The sequence below is a fragment of the Actinomadura sp. 21ATH genome, from assembly GCF_041951345.1.
GTDB lineage: Bacteria > Actinomycetota > Actinomycetes > Streptosporangiales > Streptosporangiaceae > Spirillospora.
The window spans coordinates 448,207-464,560 of the sequence record NZ_JBGNUR010000001.1; the positions used below are offsets into that span (position 1 = coordinate 448,207).

Sequence of the window (16,354 nt, forward strand, 5' to 3'; positions counted from 1 at the left end):
GCATGTCGACCAAGGTTATCGACATCGACCCGGAGCGGGTGCTGTACCCGACCGGGCCCGGCCCGGCCGCGCTCTGCTGGACCTGCTTCCAGCCCCGCCGCGACCTCGCCACGACCTCCGACCGCCGCATCGCCGGCGGGGAGCTGGTCCAGACCTGCGGAGCGTGCTTCCACGCCCTCACGCAGGGCCGCGCGGTGCGGCTGCCCACGCGGGACGAGCTGCCCCAGCTGCTGCTGTCGTGGGCGCGCTGGGACACGAACGGCGAGGTCGACGAGGAGTTCACCGCGCGGATGCTGGCCGCGCTGCTGCCGGGCCTGACCGCGCAGGACGCGGCGTGCTGGCTCGAGTGCCTGCAGGGCGCGCTCCTGGAGCTCCAGGAGCGCCGCGGCCCCGGGTTCGAGCTGATCTCGGTGGAGCCGGAGGCGCGGGACGAGCAGCGGCTGGTGGACGACTCGGTCGAGAAGGCCATGGAGTGCCTGGAGGCGCTCCTGAGCGGGGGTGCGCGATGAGCGGCTCCTACAGGCCCGGCCAGCTGTACAAGGGCCGGGAAGGCGATCTGCTGTACGTCGTCCTGCCGGGCGCCGAGATCGAGTTCGTCACCAACCGAGGGACCCGTGTGCCGCGCGAGAAGGCGGAACGGGTGTACGGGCCGCTGACGCTCGTCCGGCCGGTCGGCACCGAGGCGCCCGCCCCGCTGCCCGACGACGTGCGCGCGCTGGCCGAGGCGATCCGCGAGGCGCTGGACATGCCGATCCCGGACCGCTACAGCGCCGACAGGCTGACATGGCTGCACCAGCAGCGCGACCGCGTCATCAGCGTGATGACCCAGCTGGAGCTGCTGCGGACCGGTGCGTCCGACCTGGCGCAGGCCGCCAAGCTCATCCGGGACCTGCCCGTGGACAACCCGCTCGCCTACACCCCGGACGAGCGGGGCGGATACGACCGCTTGGCCGGTGTCGTGGCGAAGGCCGTGGACGAGATCGACGGCGACATCGGCGGCCCCGACCTGCCGACGACGGTCAGTCCCGCGCCCGACAGCAAGGCGCCCGTGAAGTGCCGTTGCGGGGAGCCCGACCGCACCGAGGACGAGATGTACGCCTGCCAGTCCGAGGACTGCGTGGCGCACGACTACCTCGCGGCGGGCGGCGCCCTGGGCGCGGCCTGGCGGTCGGCGGGCGGGCCCTCGCAGGGCCCGTCCGTGAGCCACCCCGCCGACGTCGACCAGCCGGACGGGGGTTCGCGGTGAGCATCCCGACCGGACCGATCGACAACCCGCCGCCCTTCGGCGAGATGCCCACCGGCGCCGAGGTCGCCCACGCGCTCGACGGCGTCGTCCTCGGCGACTGGGACGTGGCCATCGTGGACTGGCTCGCCCGGCAGGACGCGCCCGTCGCGGTGACGGTGTGCTCGCTGCTCGAGCGCGCCCGCGCGGCCGGCCCCCACCAGGCGGACGGGGGCCGCGCGTGAGCCTGCCCTACAAGGTGCTGCTTCCCGCCTCGACGGACCGCGGGCCCTGGCTCGCGGCCCGCCGGGGCGGGATCGGCTCGAGCGACGTCGCGAACATCCTCGGCGTCGGCGGCTCCTCCGCCCAGCGCGTCTTCTACGACAAGGTCGGGCGGCTGCCGTTGGAGGACGACGCCGGCGAGGCCGCGCTGTGGGGCTCCCTCGATGAGGAGACCACAGCGCGCGAGTGGGCCCGCCGGAACCGCTCGGTCGGGCGGCGGATCGGGCTGATCGCCCGCAAGGACGCCGAGTGGCAGATGTGCACCCTGGACCGCCTGATCACCGAGTGCCCGATGGCCAGCGGCGGCCGCGAGCGATGCGCGCTCGAGGTCAAGCACCGCAGTGCCTGGCTGGCCGGGAAATGGAAGCGCACGGTTCCGGACGACGTGCTGGCGCAGGTGCTCTGGCAGATGCACGTCACGGGCTTCGACCACCTGCACGTCGCGGTCCGGATCGGCGGTAACGACTACCGGCAGCTGACGGTGCTGCGCCGAGACCACCGGCAGCTGCTGGACGACGCCGTCACCGCGGTCACGAACTTCTGGGTCGGCAACGTCCTCGCGCGCCGGGTGCCGCCGCTGACCGGAGACGAGAACGTCGACCGCGTCCTCGATCTGTTCGAGGACCTGTACCCGAACCGGTCCGGCGTGAAGAAGCTCGAGGGCCTGGAGGCCGTAGAGGCCAACGAGCTGCTGATCGAGTATGAGCTGCAGCGCCTCATCGAGAGCCGCGCGAAGAAGGCCAAGGGCGCGGCGAAGGCGCGGCTGATCGAGCTGCTCGGCGACAACGAAGCGGCCTTCCTGCACGACCAGGACATGCCCGCATACGGGTGGGACTCCACGACCCAGGACGGCACGCCGCTGGTCAAGGAGTCGATCGACATGAACCGGCTGGCCGACCGCCACCCGGACGCCTACGCCGACTGCCTGCGCAGCAAGCCGCAGCGGCGATTCAACCTCGCCAAGTTCCGCCGCCTCACCGAGGGCGACCTGGACCGCTACACCAAGGAGGACGACGCTGATGTCCCTCGCTGAGAACGCCGCGAAGCTGGCCGGCCGGAACGGGGACGGCCCGCAGGTCGGAACCTCGCCCGAGGCGTCCCCGCCGCCCGCGCCGGCGGCGGACGCGCCGATGATGAGCGACCGCCCGGCCGAGCAGCTGCCCGAGATCGACGAGCCCGGCGTCGACGAGCCCGTCGCCGATGTCCCCGCCGTGGTGGCGTGGGCACGCGTCATGCGCGAGGTCCGCGCGATCGACAAGGGCGACAAGTTCCAGGGCGGCCGCGCCGGGACCTTCGACTTCCGCGGTATCGACCGCGTCGTCTACCACTTCGGCCCGGCCCTGCGCCGCCACGGCGTGGTGGTGATGCCGCACAAGGTCGAACCGACCTACCGGGACATCACGACCAGCGGCGGCGCCACCATGCGCCAGTGCGACATCACGGTCACCTGGAGGATCTACGGGCCGCGCGGCGACTTCATCGAGGCGCAGACCGCCGGTGAGGGCCTGGACACCGGCGGCCGGTCGACCACCAAGGCGCAGACGATCGCCGAGCGCGTGCTGTTCCTGGTGGGCGGCGTGGTCCCGACCGAGGACGCCGACCCCGAGTCGCGGAACATCGAGCGGGGCGAGGCGCCGCTGCGGTCGGTCGCCAGTTACCGCGACGAGGTGCTCAACTCGCGGACCTCGGCCGCGCGGCTCCGCCAGATCCGCACCGAGCTGCGGGACCAGAGGCGGCTGACGGAGCTGACCGAGAACGAGACCGGCGAGGACGAGCAGATCGGCGCGCTGATCGACCGGATCGGCAAGGAGCGCGCGGGCGGTAGCCGATGAGCTGGCACACCGGGAGGCTGGCCGCGTTCGCGGTGCAGACCCGGGGCCGGTCGGTGGAGTCGGCCCGGATCGTGGCCGCGTGCGTGATGCGCGTGGACGCGACCGGGCACGACGAGCCCCGCACCGCGACCTGGCAGTTCGACGAGAAGCCCCGCCGCGGCGCCGAGCACCCCGTGGACGCGCTGCCGCAGCTGGTCGCGATGCTGATGCGCGCCCTGCACGCGGGCCTGCCGATCGCCGCGTTCGACGCGATGCACGCCCTGACGGTGCTGGACCGCGAGTGCCGCCGCTGGGGCATCCCCACGCTCGATGAGCTGGTGGACGGCATCGGGCCGGTGCTGTGCGGCCAGGTCCTCGACGGCCACGCCGGGCGGCGCCCGTTCGGGCCCAGCTCGCTGGGCGAGTGCTGCGAGCGGTACGGCATCCGGCTCGAGCCCGGCCACGACGTCGCCGCGGCGGCGTGGGCGGCGGCCGGCGTCGTGGTGCGGATCGCGCAGGGGCACCGCGAGATCGCCCGGCTGGAGCTGCCGGAGCTGCACGCCCGGCAGGTCGAGTGGCACCGGGCGCAGGCGCTGGTGCACGCGGCGGCCTGCCGCCGGGAGGCGATGCGGTCGCGGGCCGGGGACGAGCAGATCGACCTCCATGAGCGCGCGCAGCAGCTCGAGGCGGGCGCGGGCGCGTGGCCGGTGCTGCCGGTGACCGAGCAGCAGGGAGTCCTGTCGTGAGGGCGCTGGTGCGCGCGGCCGCGCGTCTCGTCCCGCCGGGCCGGTTCCGGGAGCCGTGGGAGTGCCCGCGCTGCAGCCAGCCCCACCGCCGTCTGAACCGGGCGCAGCGTGCGGCGCGGCGCGCGGGTGGGCTCCCGCGGTGCGGGCTGGACGGCTGCCCCGGGCCGCTGTGGCCCGGCGGCTCCTACTCCCGCCAGCGCCGCGACCGCGGCCTGACCTGACCTGGTGCCGCCCCGGCCCCTGCTCCCGGGGCGGCACCTCTTCCCACAGATCACCGGCCTGCAGGCCGGAACGAAGGAGAACCTCATGGACCACCAGGAGCAGCCGAGGGGCCCGCACATCGACCCCCGCCGGCACGTGATGGAGGAGATGGCGCAGCGGATCGCGACGCTGCAGGAGGCGGCGGAGACGCGCCACTCGCAGGCGCTCTGGCACCGGCTGGCGGCGCAGGCCGCGGACCTGTGGAGCGAGCACTGCGCGGCGATGGCCGAGATCTACCGGGTCGAGATCGACCGGGTGTTGGGGGTGCCGGAGCTGCCCGCGCCGGAGGCGATCGCTTCGGCCCCGGGCGGGCCGGGCCTGTACGTCGGGCGGGCGCTGATCGCGCCGCTGGCGGAGACGCCGGAGCAGATGAGGGCGTACCAGGTGGCGATGCAGCGGCTGAACGAGGTGTCGCTGTCGGAGGCGACCCGGGCCGCGAACGTGCTGCGCGGCATGCAGGCGTCGCTGCAGACGGGCGAGCTGGCGCCGGAGGACCGGCCGCAGCCGGACCCGCTGACGGTGCCGCCGTCACAGATGTCGGGCGGTCACCCGATCGTGCAGTTCCCGCCGGCGCCGGACCGGCAGGTCGCCCCCGCCCCCGTGGAGGAGCCGTTGCCGCGGCGCGAGCCCGGGCAGGCGCTGGACACCGCGCAGGACCGGCACCCCGTCCCGGTCCACGCGGCGGACGCGTGCGGGTTCTGCCGGCAGCCGATCCGGCACGGCCTGCACGGCTGGGAGCACGTCGAGACCGGCCAGGCGCAGTGCGAGACCGGCAACATCACGGGCCCGGTCGCGTCGCCGGCGTCGCTGCAGACGCCGCGTGAGGTGCTGCGGGCGGCGTGCGCGCACTGCGGCCAGGCGGTCCACCAGTACGGGCCGGACGCGCCGTGGGTGCACCCGAAGACGATGACGCGGGCGTGCCGGCGGGACGAGGCGGACAGCCCGGTGGCCGAGCCGCAGGGGGACGCGGCGCAGACGCGGATGGACGACCGGACTGCGGAGCGGGTGGAGGAGTTCGTCCAGGCGGTCACGGCCGAGCGCGCCGCCGGCGAGGGCCAGCGCGGTGAGGGTGACCGCTGATGCGGTGGCTGGGCAGCGCGCGGCGCGGGCCGGAACGGCGTTCGATTCCGGTGCGCTCGAGGCGGGACCCGTGGTGACGGCCGAGGGCGAGGCCCCGGAGATCACCGCCGAGATGGTGCTCCAGATCGTCCCGATCCGCCGCGACAAGGCCGAGCGGATCGCCGCCTACGTCACCGCGCGGTACGCCGGCCAGCGCCCCTCTGACGCCTGTAACGAGGCCGGAGTCCAGCAGGGCTCCAAGACCGGTTACGAGAAGTACGTCCAGTTGCTGCGCGACCGGTTCGGCCTGCCGAGCCCGCCGGTGCGGGACTCGCAGCCGTTCAACCGGGACCCGAGCGACTACGGCCGGCTCGGTGCTCATCTCCAGCACCACGTGAGGACGGGTGTGCGGAGCTCCTCGTGCGTGCACTGCCGGAAGGGAGCGCTCGGTTCGTGATGGTTCCGGTGTCCGGCTCGAGCCGGGCGCCCTCACGGAAGGCCCGGCCGGACAGCGTCGTCCGGCCGGGCCCTCGGCATGCCTACAAGGAGGTCGTCATGTCGGACGTCCAGCCCGTACGGGTGGACAAGGCGGTCCCGCCGGCCAGCAGGACGTTGCGGTTCAGCGGCTGGTCGGTCGCGTGGGCGGTGTGGATCGCGTTCTTCGTGGTGGTGGAGGCTGCGGCGCTGGTGAGGAAGGGGCCCGGGGACACGTTCAGCGAGCACTGGTGGTCGGTGTTCCGGGTGCAGCGGCAGGTGCCGTGGCCGGGGAAGGTCGTGCTGCTGGTCGCGCAGTTGTCGTTCGGGGTGTGGCTGGTGGCGCACCTGTCGACCGGCTGCTGCTCGCTATGACCAGGCCGCCGGCGCGGTCACTTCCTGGCGGGCTTGAGTCCGTCTGCGATGTCGGCCGCCTCCTGGTAGCGGCGGATCGTCTCGCGTTCCACGCCGTAGTGGCGTGCGATCTCGGCTTGCTTGAGCCCGTTGGCGCGCTGCCGGCGGATCTCCCGGCCGAACTCCAGGCGCGCGGCTTCGACGATCGCGGCCGCCTTCTTCTCGGCGTCGTCGATCGCGTTCCAGGCGGCATCGAGTGCGGTCATCGGATCGGTCACCTCCGCATTGTGACACGACGTGTGGCCTGCCCCTGGAATGCAACTCTACGCGATGGCAACTCGAATGTAAGGCCGCATGACTGTAAGGCCACATAGCAATGTGGCATAGTGGAGACCTGACCGCACAGGTAGGGGCGCAAGACCCGAGGGGGAGCCACCGAATGACCGAGCAAGTGATCGACGCAGGGGGACGTTGAGTGGCCTGGCTGCGCGATTCCGACGACTACACCCAGAGGCCGGAGTGGGACGGCGTCTCGTACGAGGCGCGCTGGCACTACCGGTGCATGCTGGAGTTCTGCTCCCGGAGCAGACGCTGGGACGGCCGGCTGCCGCTGGAGCGGGCCCGGCGGGTGTCGGACGTGCCGGACCCTGATCGGTGCATCGCGGAACTCGAGGCGATCGGGTACGCGATCGTTACGCGTAACCCCCCTGTGGATAACCCCGGCTCGGACGCCGATGTTACGCGTAACGTCACGTCACATGTGACGTCACAAAACGCGTCACATGTGACGCCCGAGACCGTCACCCTCCCGCGGATCGACGAGCACATCCCGCCCAAAGGGATGCGCAACAACGCGCCCGCCTCCAAGATCCGCATGCAGCGGAAAAGGGCCCACGACCGGGGAGAACATCACCTCTGCCTGCCGCAGAACTGCCCGCACGCCGGGCCGCCGCAGCCGCCGCCCGGCTCGAGCGAGGTTGCGCGTAACACCGATTCCGTTACGCGTAACTCCGGGACGGGACTGAATCAGTCTTCCCGCAGCACCACGGAACCCCCCGCAGATGACGACGAGAGCAGTCAGTCCGGTCGGGTGGGGGGTCCGGGGGGAGGGCCCGAACGCGGCGTGACGCGTAACGGCCAGACAGACGCCGAGCGCGACGAGATCCAGAACCGCAAGGGCGCGACCTGGCTGACGCAGCACTGGCCCGGAGTCGACGAGCAGGTCGCTGCTCACGTCATCGGGCGACTCCGCGACGAGGCCGCGGCCCGGCAGATCCCGATCCAACACATGGTCCGCTACCTCGAGCGGATGCAGAAGGCCGGCGACCTGGCGGCCTACGTCGGCGCCGCGTTCGATCACTTCGACCGGCTCGAGGCCGAGCAGCAGCCTCCGTCGCTGCAGGCCATCCCTGGACAGGTCGCCTCGAGCGACGACGTCGCGCGCCCGCTGCCGCTGTTCCTCCAGGCCGTCCCCGACGAGACCCCCGAGCACCCCGCCGAGACGCCCGAGCTGACCGAGGCCGAGCGCGAGGCCCTGCGCGCCGAGCGCGAGGCGCTCCTGGCGCCCTTCCGGCAGCGATACCGCACGCAGCGAGGAGGCTGACGTGTCCGACCAGCACAACGCCGAGATCATCGACCTCAACGCCCGCAGGCTCGCCGCCGCCCTCCAGGCACCGGGCGCGGCCGCAGACGACACCGCCGAGTACCTGGCCTGGGCCCGCCACAAGCCCGCTCCGCGCGTCTCACCGCGCCGCAGGGAGCGCCCGTTCCTGCGGTCGTTCCGTGCGGACTACCGCAGGCCCCTGGAGCCCCAAGGGGCACCTCAGGCCTCCCCGGCCTATGCCGCGGCGGTTCGGGAGCTGACGACGCTGCCCGACCTCGGGATCGCGGCGCTCGACGCCGCGGCGCTCGCGCCCGGCATGGCCGACGCCGATTACGAGGCCCTCGTCATCTACGCCGCGGCGCACCCCGTCCAGCCGACCGCGGACCTGCTCGAGCCGGACGAGCCGCAGGACCAGCCGGCCCCGCCGTGGGCCAATGCAACGCCCTGCCCGGGCTGCGGGACCGCGCTCGACCCGGACGGCACCTGCCTCACCTGCGACGCCCCTTCTGCCCTCACCCGGAGCCAGCAGTGATCAAGCGAATCACCGCCCACCTCGTCATCCGCCACGTCCAGCGCATCGCCGTCCGCGACGTCCGCAAGGCCGCCGCCGGCGACTGCGGCCGCGGCCACCGCAACATCCAGCGCGTCCTCCACCGCCTCGGCTACCCGGCGCTGTTCCCGATGGCCACCGTCTGGTGCGACACGGTCCTCGCCGATCTCCCCCAAGGCCAGACCTGGCGGCCCCAGCTCGTGTTCGCGGACGCGGACGGCAACCCGCTCGACGCCTCACAGGTGCCCGGCCCGGAGCTGTGGCCGTGGCAGCTGGTCGCGGCCCGCGCGGCGAACGACGTCGATGGGTACTCGGCGCTGGTCTTCGCGCTGCCGGCCGACCCGGAGGTGCAGCAGCAGTACTTGGGCAGCCTGCTGCACATCGCGGCGTGCACGCTGGCGGCGCGGTCGTCATGAGCTTCCGGGGGATCGACCACTGCCTGCGCTGCGGCCGCCAGCTGCGCGCCTCCCAGGAAACGTTCATCGGTGACTGCTGCGCCCAGCGGATCACCCCGGAACGGCTCGAGGCGATGCGCGCCTACGCGCAGACGGTGGCCGACCCCTTCCACATCCCCGCGCCGCGCCCCATGTCGGTGCAGGGCCGGATCAACAACGCCAACGCCCGCGCCGCCGGCGACGCCAACGCGGTCCAGCTGTGCAGGCACGAGTCCCGCATCGGAGCGTGCGGGCAGTGCCGGCTCGAGGCCGACCCGTGGCGCGCGGCCGCGCGGATCCTCCGCGAGATCCGCGCCGAGTCGTACGAGGCCCGCCGCGCGGAGCGCATCGCCCGCGTGTCCGCCCGGCCCATCCCGTCCCCCGGCGCCCGGCCGTCCCGCCGACGCCCCGCCGCTCCCGCGCCCGCCCGGCTCGCCCCTGAGCCCCTCCAGCTGGAGCTGATATGACCCGCGACCGCCGAACGCGCCGCGTCCCCCGCAAGCCGCTGCGCGTGGAAGGCCACCCCAAGCCCGGCGCGTTCCCCAGCGTCGACAAGGCCCGCGTCCTGCGATACCCCGACCTCGCCGCGAAGCTGTGCGACCCGCTCATCGGCTACGCCCGCCCCGACCAGTGGAACGGCTACATCCCGGCCGCGACCTACGGCCAGCAGCTCAACACCTGCCCCCGCCGCGACGCCCTCATGCAGATCGCCACCGAGGCGTACGACCGCGACCTGCACGGCGGCACCACCCCGCTGGACCTGACCGACGACCCCCAGGAGACGACCCGATCATGACCACGAAGAAGACCACCCTCGGCGCCCCGCCGGCGCCGGTGCCGCTCGAGCGCCAGGTCGAGCTGCTGCAGGCCGACCTCGCCCGCACGCGGATGCAGTGCGGCCAGTCGATCGTCTACCTCATGCGGCAGCTGGTCCGCGTTCGGATGGCGTGGTACGCCGCGGCCCGCGGCCGCCGTGAGGTCCGAGCGGCCCTGCGCAGCCTCCGCGGCGGGATGGACCAGACCGTCGACATCTGCTCGATCACCGTGGAGGAGCTGGCGGACCGGGCCGGCGCCGAATCCGAGCGCGCCGACGAGCTCGGCATCCGGCTCATCGACACCGAGCGCGCCCTGGCCGCCGCCGAGCGCCGCGCCGAGCAGGCCGAGACCAAGGGCGCCCGGTACATCAAGCGGATCCACGAGCTGGCCCGCGACGTCCGCCTCGCCCGCGGCGAGACCGACGTCTACAAGCGCAGCTGGTCCGGTGTGCGGCGGGACCGCGACCGCCTCGCGGTGCGGCTCGAGGAGGTCCGGGACGAGCGGGACCGCCTCGCCGAGCAGACCGGCCAAGACCAGCAGACCGCCGGCGCCCCGCGCACGACCGGCAGCTGCCGGTCGATCGAGACCGCGATCGCCGGCTGGGAGTCCGGCGACCTCGCCCCGCACGACGCGCTCACCGCGATCCGCGACCAGCTCCGCGGCACCGGCGGGACGGGGGCCGGCTGATGTGGTGGCTCCTCGCCCTCGGCTGCCTCGCGGCCGCCGGCTTCCTCGTCCGGGTCCACAGCCAGAGCGACCTGGTCGACTCGCTGTCCGACCCGGCCAACACCTGCTGGGACCGCGACTGGTCCCCGCGCCCTGTCGCCCCGGAAACCTGCACTGACCTGGACGGAGACGCCTCCGATGGCTGACATCGAGATCACCCCCGAGGCCGCGGAAGGCTACCTCGCCGCCGTCGCCGAACACCTCGCTGAACAGGGCCGCGTCCGCCCCGACCGTCCATACGTGTTCGACCCGGACGAGCACCTCGGCGGCACGATCGACCTCCCCAAAGTCCTGTCCGACGCCGGGGACCTGCGGCTGATCTGGGACGAGCGGTCCGGCTGGCACGCCGGGTACCCGCGCGAGGGTGGCGGTACGGACGCGCTGACCGCGCTGGAGCTGGACGTGGCTCCGCCGCCATGGGAGGTGGGGCTGGCCGTCGGCCGAATCGTCCGAGAGGACGGTCTGAAGGCTGGGCGGCCGCGGGAGGACTCCGGGCCGGTCGTGCACGGGCCGGAAGAATTGGCCGCGTACGAGCCGGGCGTGCCCGCCCTGGTGGAGGCTGGGGCGCACACGCTGACCGTCCGGGCGGCACGGCTGGCCGGGAACCGGCCGGTCGAGCACAGCCGTCCGGCGACGTGGCAGGTCGATCACGCGCGGCCGGTGGTCGCAGCGGTGTGGGCCCTGCTCCGCGACCGGATGGCGTCGGCCGAGGGCGGGGAGCGGTCGGCGGACCGCGAGGTGGAGCGGCTCCGCGCCGGGCTGGCCGAGGCCCAGCGGCCGAGCGGTAAGGAGCTGGCGAAGCAGGCTCAGGACCGCGCCGGGTACTTCGACGACAAGCTGCACGAGCTGGAGCAGCGCCTCCTCAAGACCGAGGCCGAGCGGGACGAGGCGCGCGGTGAGCTGGAGCAGCGCCGCCACGACCTCGGCGAGCGGCTCCACGCCGTCCCTGGCGAGCCGTGGGGCGAGCTGCTCGCCAAGGCTGACGAGCAGCGCCGCGCGCTGGTCAGCGCGCAGACCCTCGCAGTGCAGCGGGCCCGTGAGCGCAGCGAGGCCGAGGCCGAGCGGGACCGCTTCCGCAAGCAGCGCGACCAGGCGCGAATGGCCGTCGACCGCGCCGACACGCTCGCCAACGAAGCCGAGACCACCGTCGACCCGCTCGCTCTCAGCGAGGCCATAGCCGACGTCGCCCAGCTCTGCCCCGGCTGCTGGCGGACCCACAGCCTGTGGTGCCACCCCTACGGCGGCCCCATGGCCGACCCGGACCCCGCCGCCTACCAGCGCGCGCTCAGCAGCGAGGAGGCGAACGGCCAGTGAGCAACGCGCTGTTCGACCTCCCCGACCTCCCCCAGCTCAAGCACGCACCACCGCCGCCCGAAGACCTGTCCCCCGACCGGCGCCGCACCATCCGCCAGGCCGACACCCTCGCCGCCGGCAACCACCCCATCGGGCTCATCCTCCGCCGCCGCGTCCAGCTGCACGAAGACGCGGCCCCGGCCACCGACCGGAAGGCCGAGGGGCTCCGCTGCGGCGGCTGCCGGTTCCGCGAGATCGCCTCCCGCCCGATCCGCTCGTACGGCAAGTGCACCCGCGCCGGGTCGTCCTACAGCGCAGCGAGCGACAACCGCGCCTGGTGGCCGGCGTGCGTGCACTTCGAGCCCAAGGACGGCACCGAGTGACCGGGGGCTTCACCCTCGGGCAGCGCATCGGTTCCCTCACGGTCACCCAGGTCACCCGACACGGCCTCGCCGAGCGAGTCCGCTGCGACTGCGGCACCGACCTTTCCACGCGCCTGGAGCACACCTTCCTCGCGCCGCCCGAGAAGGTCGGCCACTTCCACGCTCCGTGGCTGCTGGCCGCCGAAAAGGGCCACCTGCGCTACGACCTTGGCCAGTACAAGATCCACGCTCTGCCGAACAACGCAATCGACGCGCTCTGGCGCGGCCTGCTCGTCGACGCCTCCCCTGGCCCTGTCCTCACGGAGCTGGGCGCGCACATGCTCGCGCACTGGAAGGAACGCGAGGCGGTCCGCCTCGCGGGCAAGGACAGCACCGCCCATCTGGCCGCGGCCGGACCGCCGCCGTTCACCGACGACCGCGCCGCATGGATCCGCGAGCACGCATGGCCCGCCGCCATGCGCCGCACGTACGGGGACACCCCCGGCATCTACACCGGATGCCCCTGCCAGTCCGGCCCCTCCACCTGGTGCGAGACCGGCCGGCACGACCGGTGCGGCCGCGGCGAGCCCCTCCGCTCGGTCGCGACCTACATCTGCTCCCGCGGCGGCGACCACCCCGCCACGTTCCGGGAGCCGTACGCGCACAAGACCGACTGCTCCGCGACCGTCCCTCAGCACACCAACCTCGCGCAGGTCTGGCTGGCCGACCGCGTCTGCCGGTGGATCTGCCCGTGCGACTGCCACACCGCGCCCGCCGGCCCCCAGCAGCTGGACCTCTTCGCCACCGCGCCATGACCCGGCCGGCCCGTCCCCTCGCTCCCCGGGGGACGGGCCGGCCTGCCGCAGGAAGGACCACCATGACCGACCCCACGCCCACCGCGGAGCTGCTCGAGCAGCTCCTGCAGCACGTCTCCACCGTCGCGTCCCGGCTCGACCACATGGACATCCCTAGCACCGAGCCCTACACCCGAACCGCGGTGCGGCGGGAGGCTCGGAAGCTGCGCGACATCGTCAGCGCCGTCCGCGCCGCCCAGGAGCACGAGGCGCCTACGGCGGGCGGCCCATGCCAGGTCGTTGAGATCGACGACGAGCCCATCCTGGTCCAGGGCACGGGCAGGCCCCTGTCCGAAGTCGACGTGGCCGCGATCCGCGAGTTCAAGCAGGTTCTCCGCGAACAGCACAGCGGCGAACAGCAGTAGCCTGGACCTCCGTCCGGTAGGAGTCGCGATCTCGTCCGGGGTGGGGCCCTTGGTGCCTGCTAGAAGGATCCGAACGGGCGCCGTGGCACGGCTGGCGCCCGACCGCAACACGAAGGGCCCGCACCAGAACGGTGCGGGCCCTTCACCTGTCTGGCACTACCAGGCAGCGACCACCCGGTAGAAGCCTCCCGGCCCAGCCTCCACCGGCACCGACAGCACCGCCGACTGCACCCGGTCCTCCTGACACTCGTCCGCCGAGCACCACGCCATCCGCAGCGCAGTGGTACGGACCGTGGACCGGATGTACAACGCGCGGTGCACCACGTCGGTCGACCCGCAGCCGATGCAGTAGCCGAACGACCCGTGCTTTTCGGACTCCGCGATCAGGTCCAGGCGCACGCTCTCCGGCGCCGTGCCGCCCTCGTACCGGGCGAGCATCTCGGCCGTGCCCGGCACGACCCGGCCCGCCCCGAACCCGCCGTCCGCCACGATCGCCGCGACCGCGCGGACGATGACCTCAGGCACCGGAACGATGCCCAGCCGCAGGTCCGTGTGGAGGATCTGCTTACTGGTCTCCGGGTTGTAGCAGGCCACGATCCAGCCCGGCTCCTCAGAGTCGTCGTGGCCCCACCGCAGGGCGATGCCGGAGCGGGCCTGCTCGTCGGTCCAGGCGTCCGGGATGAGGATCTCGGCCGTCAGCTCCTCCGGCTGGTCGGGGGCCGGCACCTTCACCTTGTGCCCGGCCGCCTCGAGCGCGTCCGCGACGGCGGTGATGTACCCGTCCACCAGCTCACGAGTGATCTCCATGTGCGCCTCTCCTTCGTCGTGCGTCGATGGGGTCTGGCGTCAGGCGGGGCGCTCCGCCACGGGGCAGCGGAGCGCCCTGACCGGCGTCAGCGCCGCCGCGCCTCGTGATCCCGCTCGTACCGCTCCACCGCCTCCACCCGATCCACCACCCGCCGCTCCACCGACAGCCGCGCCCGCTCCGCCGCGACCCCGCACGCACGGTCCGCGGCCTGCGCCAGGTCCGGCAGAACCTCCCGCGCCGCCGTCAGCGCGGCCGCCGCCTCCTGGTAACGGTCGTACGCCGTCTGCCTGATCCGGTCATAGGCCGGCTCGCCCGGCGGGTAGGACCGGATGGTGTCCATCAGGGCGTCGCCGAGCCGGTCGGCGCGCAGCTGCAGCACGGTGACGAGCGAGTAGCCGCGGCGGTAGGCGTCCACGGCTGGCCACCGCGTGGCGACCTGCACGTCGTACGGCTCCGGCAGGGTGATCAGCATCTGGGCTCCTTCGGGTGGTGGGGTCTGGCGTCCTGTCCCGGGCCGGTGCGAGACCGGCCCGAGGCAGAGCGTCAGCGCCCCAACTCCTTGCGGTTCGACCGCGTCACCTTGTGACCGCCGAGGTCCGCGCGCTGCCCCGCCTGGTAACCAGCCCGGCGTCCACCGCCCGACAACTGCCGCGTACGGGCCTTCTTGATGCCTGCGAACTGGTCCTCGTACGCGCGCTCCAACTTCGTCGCCCGGTCCACCAGGACCAGCGCCGCCGACCGGCCCCCGGCGGTCGTCTGCTGCTCGGCCTCCGCCCGGTTGCGGGCCCGCGCCTCGGCCTCACGCAGACGCGCGCCGATCGCGATGGCGTAGCCCTGGTACCAGGAGCGCCGGAACGCCTTCGGGTCCTCCCGCCACGGGACCTCCGTGACCGCCAGCTCGTGGGCGGCCTGGACGAGCACGGAGGTGAACAGCATCTCGATGCGCTCGATGTCGCTGTCGTAGCCGAACGGGACACCGAAGATCCGGTTGCCCTTCTGCCGGAGGATGAACTTGCAGCCCAACGCCTGCGCGATGCGCATGAGGATCTCGCGCTTGTCGCGGGCGTACGGAGCCGGGATGAAGATCTCCCGGCCACCGATCGGGTCGTCCTGGGGGGCGACGTCGGCGAGCATCGCGCGTTCGATGCCGTACTTGGCCATGAGGTCGGCAGCCTTGCCGGTAAGGGCCTGCGCTTCGGCGGGGCTGTCGGTGCTCTCGGCCTTGGCCAGCAGAGCGCGGATCTTCAGCAGGAGCGACTCGGCGACGGTGGGCTCTGTCATGGCAGGAGGTTCCTTTCGTAGATGGTCAGGCGACGAGGGCGAGGGTGAACTCGACCTGGTCGAGCAGGTTCTTCGCGTGCCCCGCGACCAGGTGGTTGCACCGGCCGTGCCGGGCGCCCGCCTTGCAGGTGCACGACCGCTCGACCGTGTCGGTCAGGTAGGTCGAGACGCCGTCCGAGCCGTTCGCCAGGTACTGGCCCGGCACGCGGGTCGCGATCAGCGCGTCGTCCAGGAGCAGCTGCTCGGCCTTGGCGATGACGGGGGCGGGGTCCTTGAAGGCGGTGACGTCGACCTGGGCGACGGCGGCGGTGATGGCGGCCGCGCGGGCGGCCTCCTGGCGGAGCTTGTTGCGCCAGCAGCGGTCGCCCCAGCCGCGGCAGTTCGCGGTCTTGGGGGTCATCGTCTTCGCCATGCCCATCATGTTAGGCCAACCCTGTTGGGCACGTCAAGCACGTTTGGCCAACTGGACATGGCCAACCCTGACGGTCATCATGGGACGATGACCAGACCCGCGACCGACGACGAGATCCGCCAGATCGTCACCGACTACGAACAGGCGTGCGAACGCGCCATGGAAGAACGCGACACCCGCCTTCGCGCCGCCCTCGACAGCGGCCGCCGCCAGGCCGACCTCGTACGCGTCACCGGCATGAGCCGCGAGGCCATCCGCCAAGCGCTCAACCCCGAAGTCCGCGCGGCGGTCAAGGCCCGCCGGCAGGCCGCCCGCCAGGGAGACTCATGAGCCAGCGCCCACCAGCCGAACCCGTCACCCGAGCGCAATACCAGCTGGCCCTGCACCAGGCCAACGAACGCCGAGCCAACCGCGGGGACAAGGCCACCCACTGGGGCGTCGTCCACAGCATCCTCACCAAGCACGCTCCTCCGCCCGAGGGCAACACGGACTGCAGAGGCTGTGGAAACCACTGGCCTTGCGCCACCATCAACGGCGCCGTGAAGGACGTCAGCATGGGCGACGCCGGCTGGTAGCCGGACATAGGCAGGGCCGACCACCGTCCATCGGTGACCGGCCCTGTCCGCTCTTGTCCGCGGGCG

Annotated in this window: 28 protein-coding genes; 23 read left to right on the top strand and 5 right to left on the bottom strand. The window is 73.1% G+C overall.

What is annotated here, in order from left to right; genetic code table 11:
* Positions 1-2: 2 nt before the first annotated feature.
* From ACA361_RS02170 to ACA361_RS02215, 10 genes are all read left to right on the top strand, one after another.
* Positions 3-509, top strand: a complete 507-nt coding sequence (locus ACA361_RS02170; protein WP_375010047.1) for a hypothetical protein — start codon at positions 3-5, stop codon at positions 507-509.
* Positions 506-1,246: a hypothetical protein gene (locus ACA361_RS02175; RefSeq protein ID WP_375010048.1), complete on the top strand. Its 741-nt coding sequence runs from the start codon at positions 506-508 to the stop codon at positions 1,244-1,246. Before ACA361_RS02170 ends, ACA361_RS02175 begins: the two co-directional genes overlap by 4 nt.
* The gene (locus ACA361_RS02180) at positions 1,243-1,467 is read left to right on the top strand and encodes a hypothetical protein (RefSeq protein WP_375010049.1); all 225 of its coding nucleotides are present in this window, start codon (positions 1,243-1,245) and stop codon (positions 1,465-1,467) included. The genes ACA361_RS02175 and ACA361_RS02180 overlap by 4 nt, the downstream gene beginning before the upstream one ends.
* Positions 1,464-2,537: a YqaJ viral recombinase family protein gene (locus ACA361_RS02185; protein ID WP_375010050.1), complete on the top strand. Its 1,074-nt coding sequence runs from the start codon at positions 1,464-1,466 to the stop codon at positions 2,535-2,537. The genes ACA361_RS02180 and ACA361_RS02185 overlap by 4 nt, the downstream gene beginning before the upstream one ends.
* On the top strand, positions 2,524-3,336 hold the full coding sequence (locus ACA361_RS02190) for an ERF family protein (protein ID WP_375010051.1): 813 nt from the start codon (positions 2,524-2,526) through the stop codon (positions 3,334-3,336). The genes ACA361_RS02185 and ACA361_RS02190 overlap by 14 nt, the downstream gene beginning before the upstream one ends.
* Positions 3,333-4,061, top strand: a complete 729-nt coding sequence (locus ACA361_RS02195; protein WP_375010052.1) for a hypothetical protein — start codon at positions 3,333-3,335, stop codon at positions 4,059-4,061. Before ACA361_RS02190 ends, ACA361_RS02195 begins: the two co-directional genes overlap by 4 nt.
* Entirely contained in the window at positions 4,058-4,282 is a 225-nt protein-coding gene (locus tag ACA361_RS02200; protein WP_375010053.1) for a hypothetical protein, read from the top strand. The genes ACA361_RS02195 and ACA361_RS02200 overlap by 4 nt, the downstream gene beginning before the upstream one ends.
* An 85-nt stretch (positions 4,283-4,367) precedes the next feature.
* Complete coding sequence (locus tag ACA361_RS02205; protein ID WP_375010054.1) at positions 4,368-5,402, top strand: hypothetical protein; 1,035 nt, start codon at positions 4,368-4,370, stop codon at positions 5,400-5,402.
* 70 nt (positions 5,403-5,472) lie between these two features.
* Positions 5,473-5,838, top strand: a complete 366-nt coding sequence (locus ACA361_RS02210; protein ID WP_375010055.1) for a hypothetical protein — start codon at positions 5,473-5,475, stop codon at positions 5,836-5,838.
* Positions 5,839-5,936: 98 nt separating this feature from the next.
* A complete protein-coding gene (locus tag ACA361_RS02215) occupies positions 5,937-6,230 on the top strand; it encodes a hypothetical protein (RefSeq protein ID WP_375010056.1) in 294 nt (97 codons plus the stop codon).
* A 17-nt stretch (positions 6,231-6,247) separates the two neighbouring features.
* Here ACA361_RS02215 and ACA361_RS02220 read toward each other — a convergent pair whose 3' ends face one another.
* Positions 6,248-6,487 carry a hypothetical protein gene (locus ACA361_RS02220; RefSeq protein ID WP_375010057.1) on the bottom strand — a complete coding sequence of 80 codons (240 nt, stop codon included), beginning with the start codon at positions 6,485-6,487 and terminating at the stop codon, positions 6,248-6,250.
* A 197-nt stretch (positions 6,488-6,684) separates the two neighbouring features.
* On the opposite strand from ACA361_RS02220, the gene ACA361_RS02225 reads away from it, so the two are divergent.
* The 11 genes from ACA361_RS02225 (at position 6,685) to ACA361_RS02275 (ending at position 13,212) form a co-directional block, all read left to right on the top strand.
* The gene (locus tag ACA361_RS02225; protein WP_375010058.1) at positions 6,685-7,812 is read left to right on the top strand and encodes a hypothetical protein; all 1,128 of its coding nucleotides are present in this window, start codon (positions 6,685-6,687) and stop codon (positions 7,810-7,812) included.
* Position 7,813: 1 nt separating this feature from the next.
* Positions 7,814-8,344, top strand: a complete 531-nt coding sequence (locus tag ACA361_RS02230) for a hypothetical protein (protein ID WP_375010059.1) — start codon at positions 7,814-7,816, stop codon at positions 8,342-8,344.
* Positions 8,341-8,778: a hypothetical protein gene (locus ACA361_RS02235; protein ID WP_375010060.1), complete on the top strand. Its 438-nt coding sequence runs from the start codon at positions 8,341-8,343 to the stop codon at positions 8,776-8,778. Before ACA361_RS02230 ends, ACA361_RS02235 begins: the two co-directional genes overlap by 4 nt.
* Positions 8,775-9,263 (top strand): hypothetical protein, encoded by a 489-nt coding sequence (locus ACA361_RS02240; RefSeq protein WP_375010061.1) that lies wholly within the window; start codon positions 8,775-8,777, stop codon positions 9,261-9,263. The genes ACA361_RS02235 and ACA361_RS02240 overlap by 4 nt, the downstream gene beginning before the upstream one ends.
* Positions 9,260-9,592, top strand: a complete 333-nt coding sequence (locus ACA361_RS02245; protein ID WP_375010062.1) for a hypothetical protein — start codon at positions 9,260-9,262, stop codon at positions 9,590-9,592. The genes ACA361_RS02240 and ACA361_RS02245 overlap by 4 nt, the downstream gene beginning before the upstream one ends.
* The gene (locus tag ACA361_RS02250) at positions 9,589-10,299 is read left to right on the top strand and encodes a hypothetical protein (RefSeq protein WP_375010063.1); all 711 of its coding nucleotides are present in this window, start codon (positions 9,589-9,591) and stop codon (positions 10,297-10,299) included. Before ACA361_RS02245 ends, ACA361_RS02250 begins: the two co-directional genes overlap by 4 nt.
* On the top strand, positions 10,299-10,484 hold the full coding sequence (locus ACA361_RS02255) for a hypothetical protein (RefSeq protein ID WP_375010064.1): 186 nt from the start codon (positions 10,299-10,301) through the stop codon (positions 10,482-10,484). The genes ACA361_RS02250 and ACA361_RS02255 overlap by 1 nt, the downstream gene beginning before the upstream one ends.
* Positions 10,477-11,652 carry a DUF6292 family protein gene (locus ACA361_RS02260; RefSeq protein ID WP_375010065.1) on the top strand — a complete coding sequence of 392 codons (1,176 nt, stop codon included), beginning with the start codon at positions 10,477-10,479 and terminating at the stop codon, positions 11,650-11,652. Before ACA361_RS02255 ends, ACA361_RS02260 begins: the two co-directional genes overlap by 8 nt.
* A complete protein-coding gene (locus ACA361_RS02265) occupies positions 11,649-12,014 on the top strand; it encodes a hypothetical protein (protein ID WP_375010066.1) in 366 nt (121 codons plus the stop codon). Before ACA361_RS02260 ends, ACA361_RS02265 begins: the two co-directional genes overlap by 4 nt.
* Positions 12,011-12,808: a DUF6248 family natural product biosynthesis protein gene (locus tag ACA361_RS02270; protein WP_375010067.1), complete on the top strand. Its 798-nt coding sequence runs from the start codon at positions 12,011-12,013 to the stop codon at positions 12,806-12,808. The genes ACA361_RS02265 and ACA361_RS02270 overlap by 4 nt, the downstream gene beginning before the upstream one ends.
* A 62-nt stretch (positions 12,809-12,870) precedes the next feature.
* The gene (locus tag ACA361_RS02275; RefSeq protein WP_375010068.1) at positions 12,871-13,212 is read left to right on the top strand and encodes a hypothetical protein; all 342 of its coding nucleotides are present in this window, start codon (positions 12,871-12,873) and stop codon (positions 13,210-13,212) included.
* 156 nt (positions 13,213-13,368) lie between these two features.
* Here the strand turns inward: ACA361_RS02275 and ACA361_RS02280 are convergent, their stop codons facing one another.
* The 4 genes from ACA361_RS02280 to ACA361_RS02295 all read right to left on the bottom strand — a co-directional run bounded on the left by ACA361_RS02280 (position 13,369) and on the right by ACA361_RS02295 (position 15,713).
* Entirely contained in the window at positions 13,369-14,019 is a 651-nt protein-coding gene (locus ACA361_RS02280) for a DUF6292 family protein (RefSeq protein ID WP_375010069.1), read from the bottom strand.
* 86 nt (positions 14,020-14,105) lie between these two features.
* Positions 14,106-14,492, bottom strand: a complete 387-nt coding sequence (locus ACA361_RS02285) for a hypothetical protein (protein ID WP_375010070.1) — start codon at positions 14,490-14,492, stop codon at positions 14,106-14,108.
* A 71-nt stretch (positions 14,493-14,563) separates the two neighbouring features.
* Entirely contained in the window at positions 14,564-15,301 is a 738-nt protein-coding gene (locus ACA361_RS02290; RefSeq protein ID WP_375010071.1) for a DUF2786 domain-containing protein, read from the bottom strand.
* A gap of 25 nt (positions 15,302-15,326) precedes the next feature.
* Positions 15,327-15,713: a hypothetical protein gene (locus ACA361_RS02295; RefSeq protein WP_375010072.1), complete on the bottom strand. Its 387-nt coding sequence runs from the start codon at positions 15,711-15,713 to the stop codon at positions 15,327-15,329.
* Between the two features lie 87 nt (positions 15,714-15,800).
* Between ACA361_RS02295 and ACA361_RS02300 the strand changes: the two genes are divergently transcribed.
* Both ACA361_RS02300 and ACA361_RS02305 read left to right on the top strand, forming a co-directional pair.
* Positions 15,801-16,043, top strand: coding sequence for a hypothetical protein (locus ACA361_RS02300; protein WP_375010073.1), 243 nt, complete (start codon positions 15,801-15,803; stop codon positions 16,041-16,043).
* Positions 16,040-16,288, top strand: a complete 249-nt coding sequence (locus ACA361_RS02305; RefSeq protein ID WP_375010074.1) for a hypothetical protein — start codon at positions 16,040-16,042, stop codon at positions 16,286-16,288. The genes ACA361_RS02300 and ACA361_RS02305 overlap by 4 nt, the downstream gene beginning before the upstream one ends.
* The last annotated feature ends 66 nt before the right edge of the window (positions 16,289-16,354 follow it).

Excerpts from the sequence above, each read along its gene's own strand:
- ACA361_RS02170 (WP_375010047.1), top strand. The coding sequence starts at position 3 with ATGTCGACCAAGGTTATCGACATCGACCCGGAGCGGGTGCTGTACCCG.
- ACA361_RS02175 (WP_375010048.1), top strand. The coding sequence starts at position 506 with ATGAGCGGCTCCTACAGGCCCGGCCAGCTGTACAAGGGCCGGGAAGGC.
- ACA361_RS02190 (WP_375010051.1), top strand. The coding sequence starts at position 2,524 with ATGTCCCTCGCTGAGAACGCCGCGAAGCTGGCCGGCCGGAACGGGGAC.
- ACA361_RS02195 (WP_375010052.1), top strand. The coding sequence starts at position 3,333 with ATGAGCTGGCACACCGGGAGGCTGGCCGCGTTCGCGGTGCAGACCCGG.
- ACA361_RS02205 (WP_375010054.1), top strand. The coding sequence starts at position 4,368 with ATGGACCACCAGGAGCAGCCGAGGGGCCCGCACATCGACCCCCGCCGG.
- ACA361_RS02215 (WP_375010056.1), top strand. The coding sequence starts at position 5,937 with ATGTCGGACGTCCAGCCCGTACGGGTGGACAAGGCGGTCCCGCCGGCC.
- ACA361_RS02240 (WP_375010061.1), top strand. The coding sequence starts at position 8,775 with ATGAGCTTCCGGGGGATCGACCACTGCCTGCGCTGCGGCCGCCAGCTG.
- ACA361_RS02245 (WP_375010062.1), top strand. The coding sequence starts at position 9,260 with ATGACCCGCGACCGCCGAACGCGCCGCGTCCCCCGCAAGCCGCTGCGC.
- ACA361_RS02250 (WP_375010063.1), top strand. The coding sequence starts at position 9,589 with ATGACCACGAAGAAGACCACCCTCGGCGCCCCGCCGGCGCCGGTGCCG.
- ACA361_RS02255 (WP_375010064.1), top strand. The coding sequence starts at position 10,299 with ATGTGGTGGCTCCTCGCCCTCGGCTGCCTCGCGGCCGCCGGCTTCCTC.
- ACA361_RS02260 (WP_375010065.1), top strand. The coding sequence starts at position 10,477 with ATGGCTGACATCGAGATCACCCCCGAGGCCGCGGAAGGCTACCTCGCC.
- ACA361_RS02275 (WP_375010068.1), top strand. The coding sequence starts at position 12,871 with ATGACCGACCCCACGCCCACCGCGGAGCTGCTCGAGCAGCTCCTGCAG.
- ACA361_RS02280 (WP_375010069.1), bottom strand. The coding sequence starts at position 14,019 with ATGGAGATCACTCGTGAGCTGGTGGACGGGTACATCACCGCCGTCGCG.
- ACA361_RS02285 (WP_375010070.1), bottom strand. The coding sequence starts at position 14,492 with ATGCTGATCACCCTGCCGGAGCCGTACGACGTGCAGGTCGCCACGCGG.
- ACA361_RS02290 (WP_375010071.1), bottom strand. The coding sequence starts at position 15,301 with ATGACAGAGCCCACCGTCGCCGAGTCGCTCCTGCTGAAGATCCGCGCT.
- ACA361_RS02295 (WP_375010072.1), bottom strand. The coding sequence starts at position 15,713 with ATGGCGAAGACGATGACCCCCAAGACCGCGAACTGCCGCGGCTGGGGC.
- ACA361_RS02300 (WP_375010073.1), top strand. The coding sequence starts at position 15,801 with ATGACCAGACCCGCGACCGACGACGAGATCCGCCAGATCGTCACCGAC.
- ACA361_RS02305 (WP_375010074.1), top strand. The coding sequence starts at position 16,040 with ATGAGCCAGCGCCCACCAGCCGAACCCGTCACCCGAGCGCAATACCAG.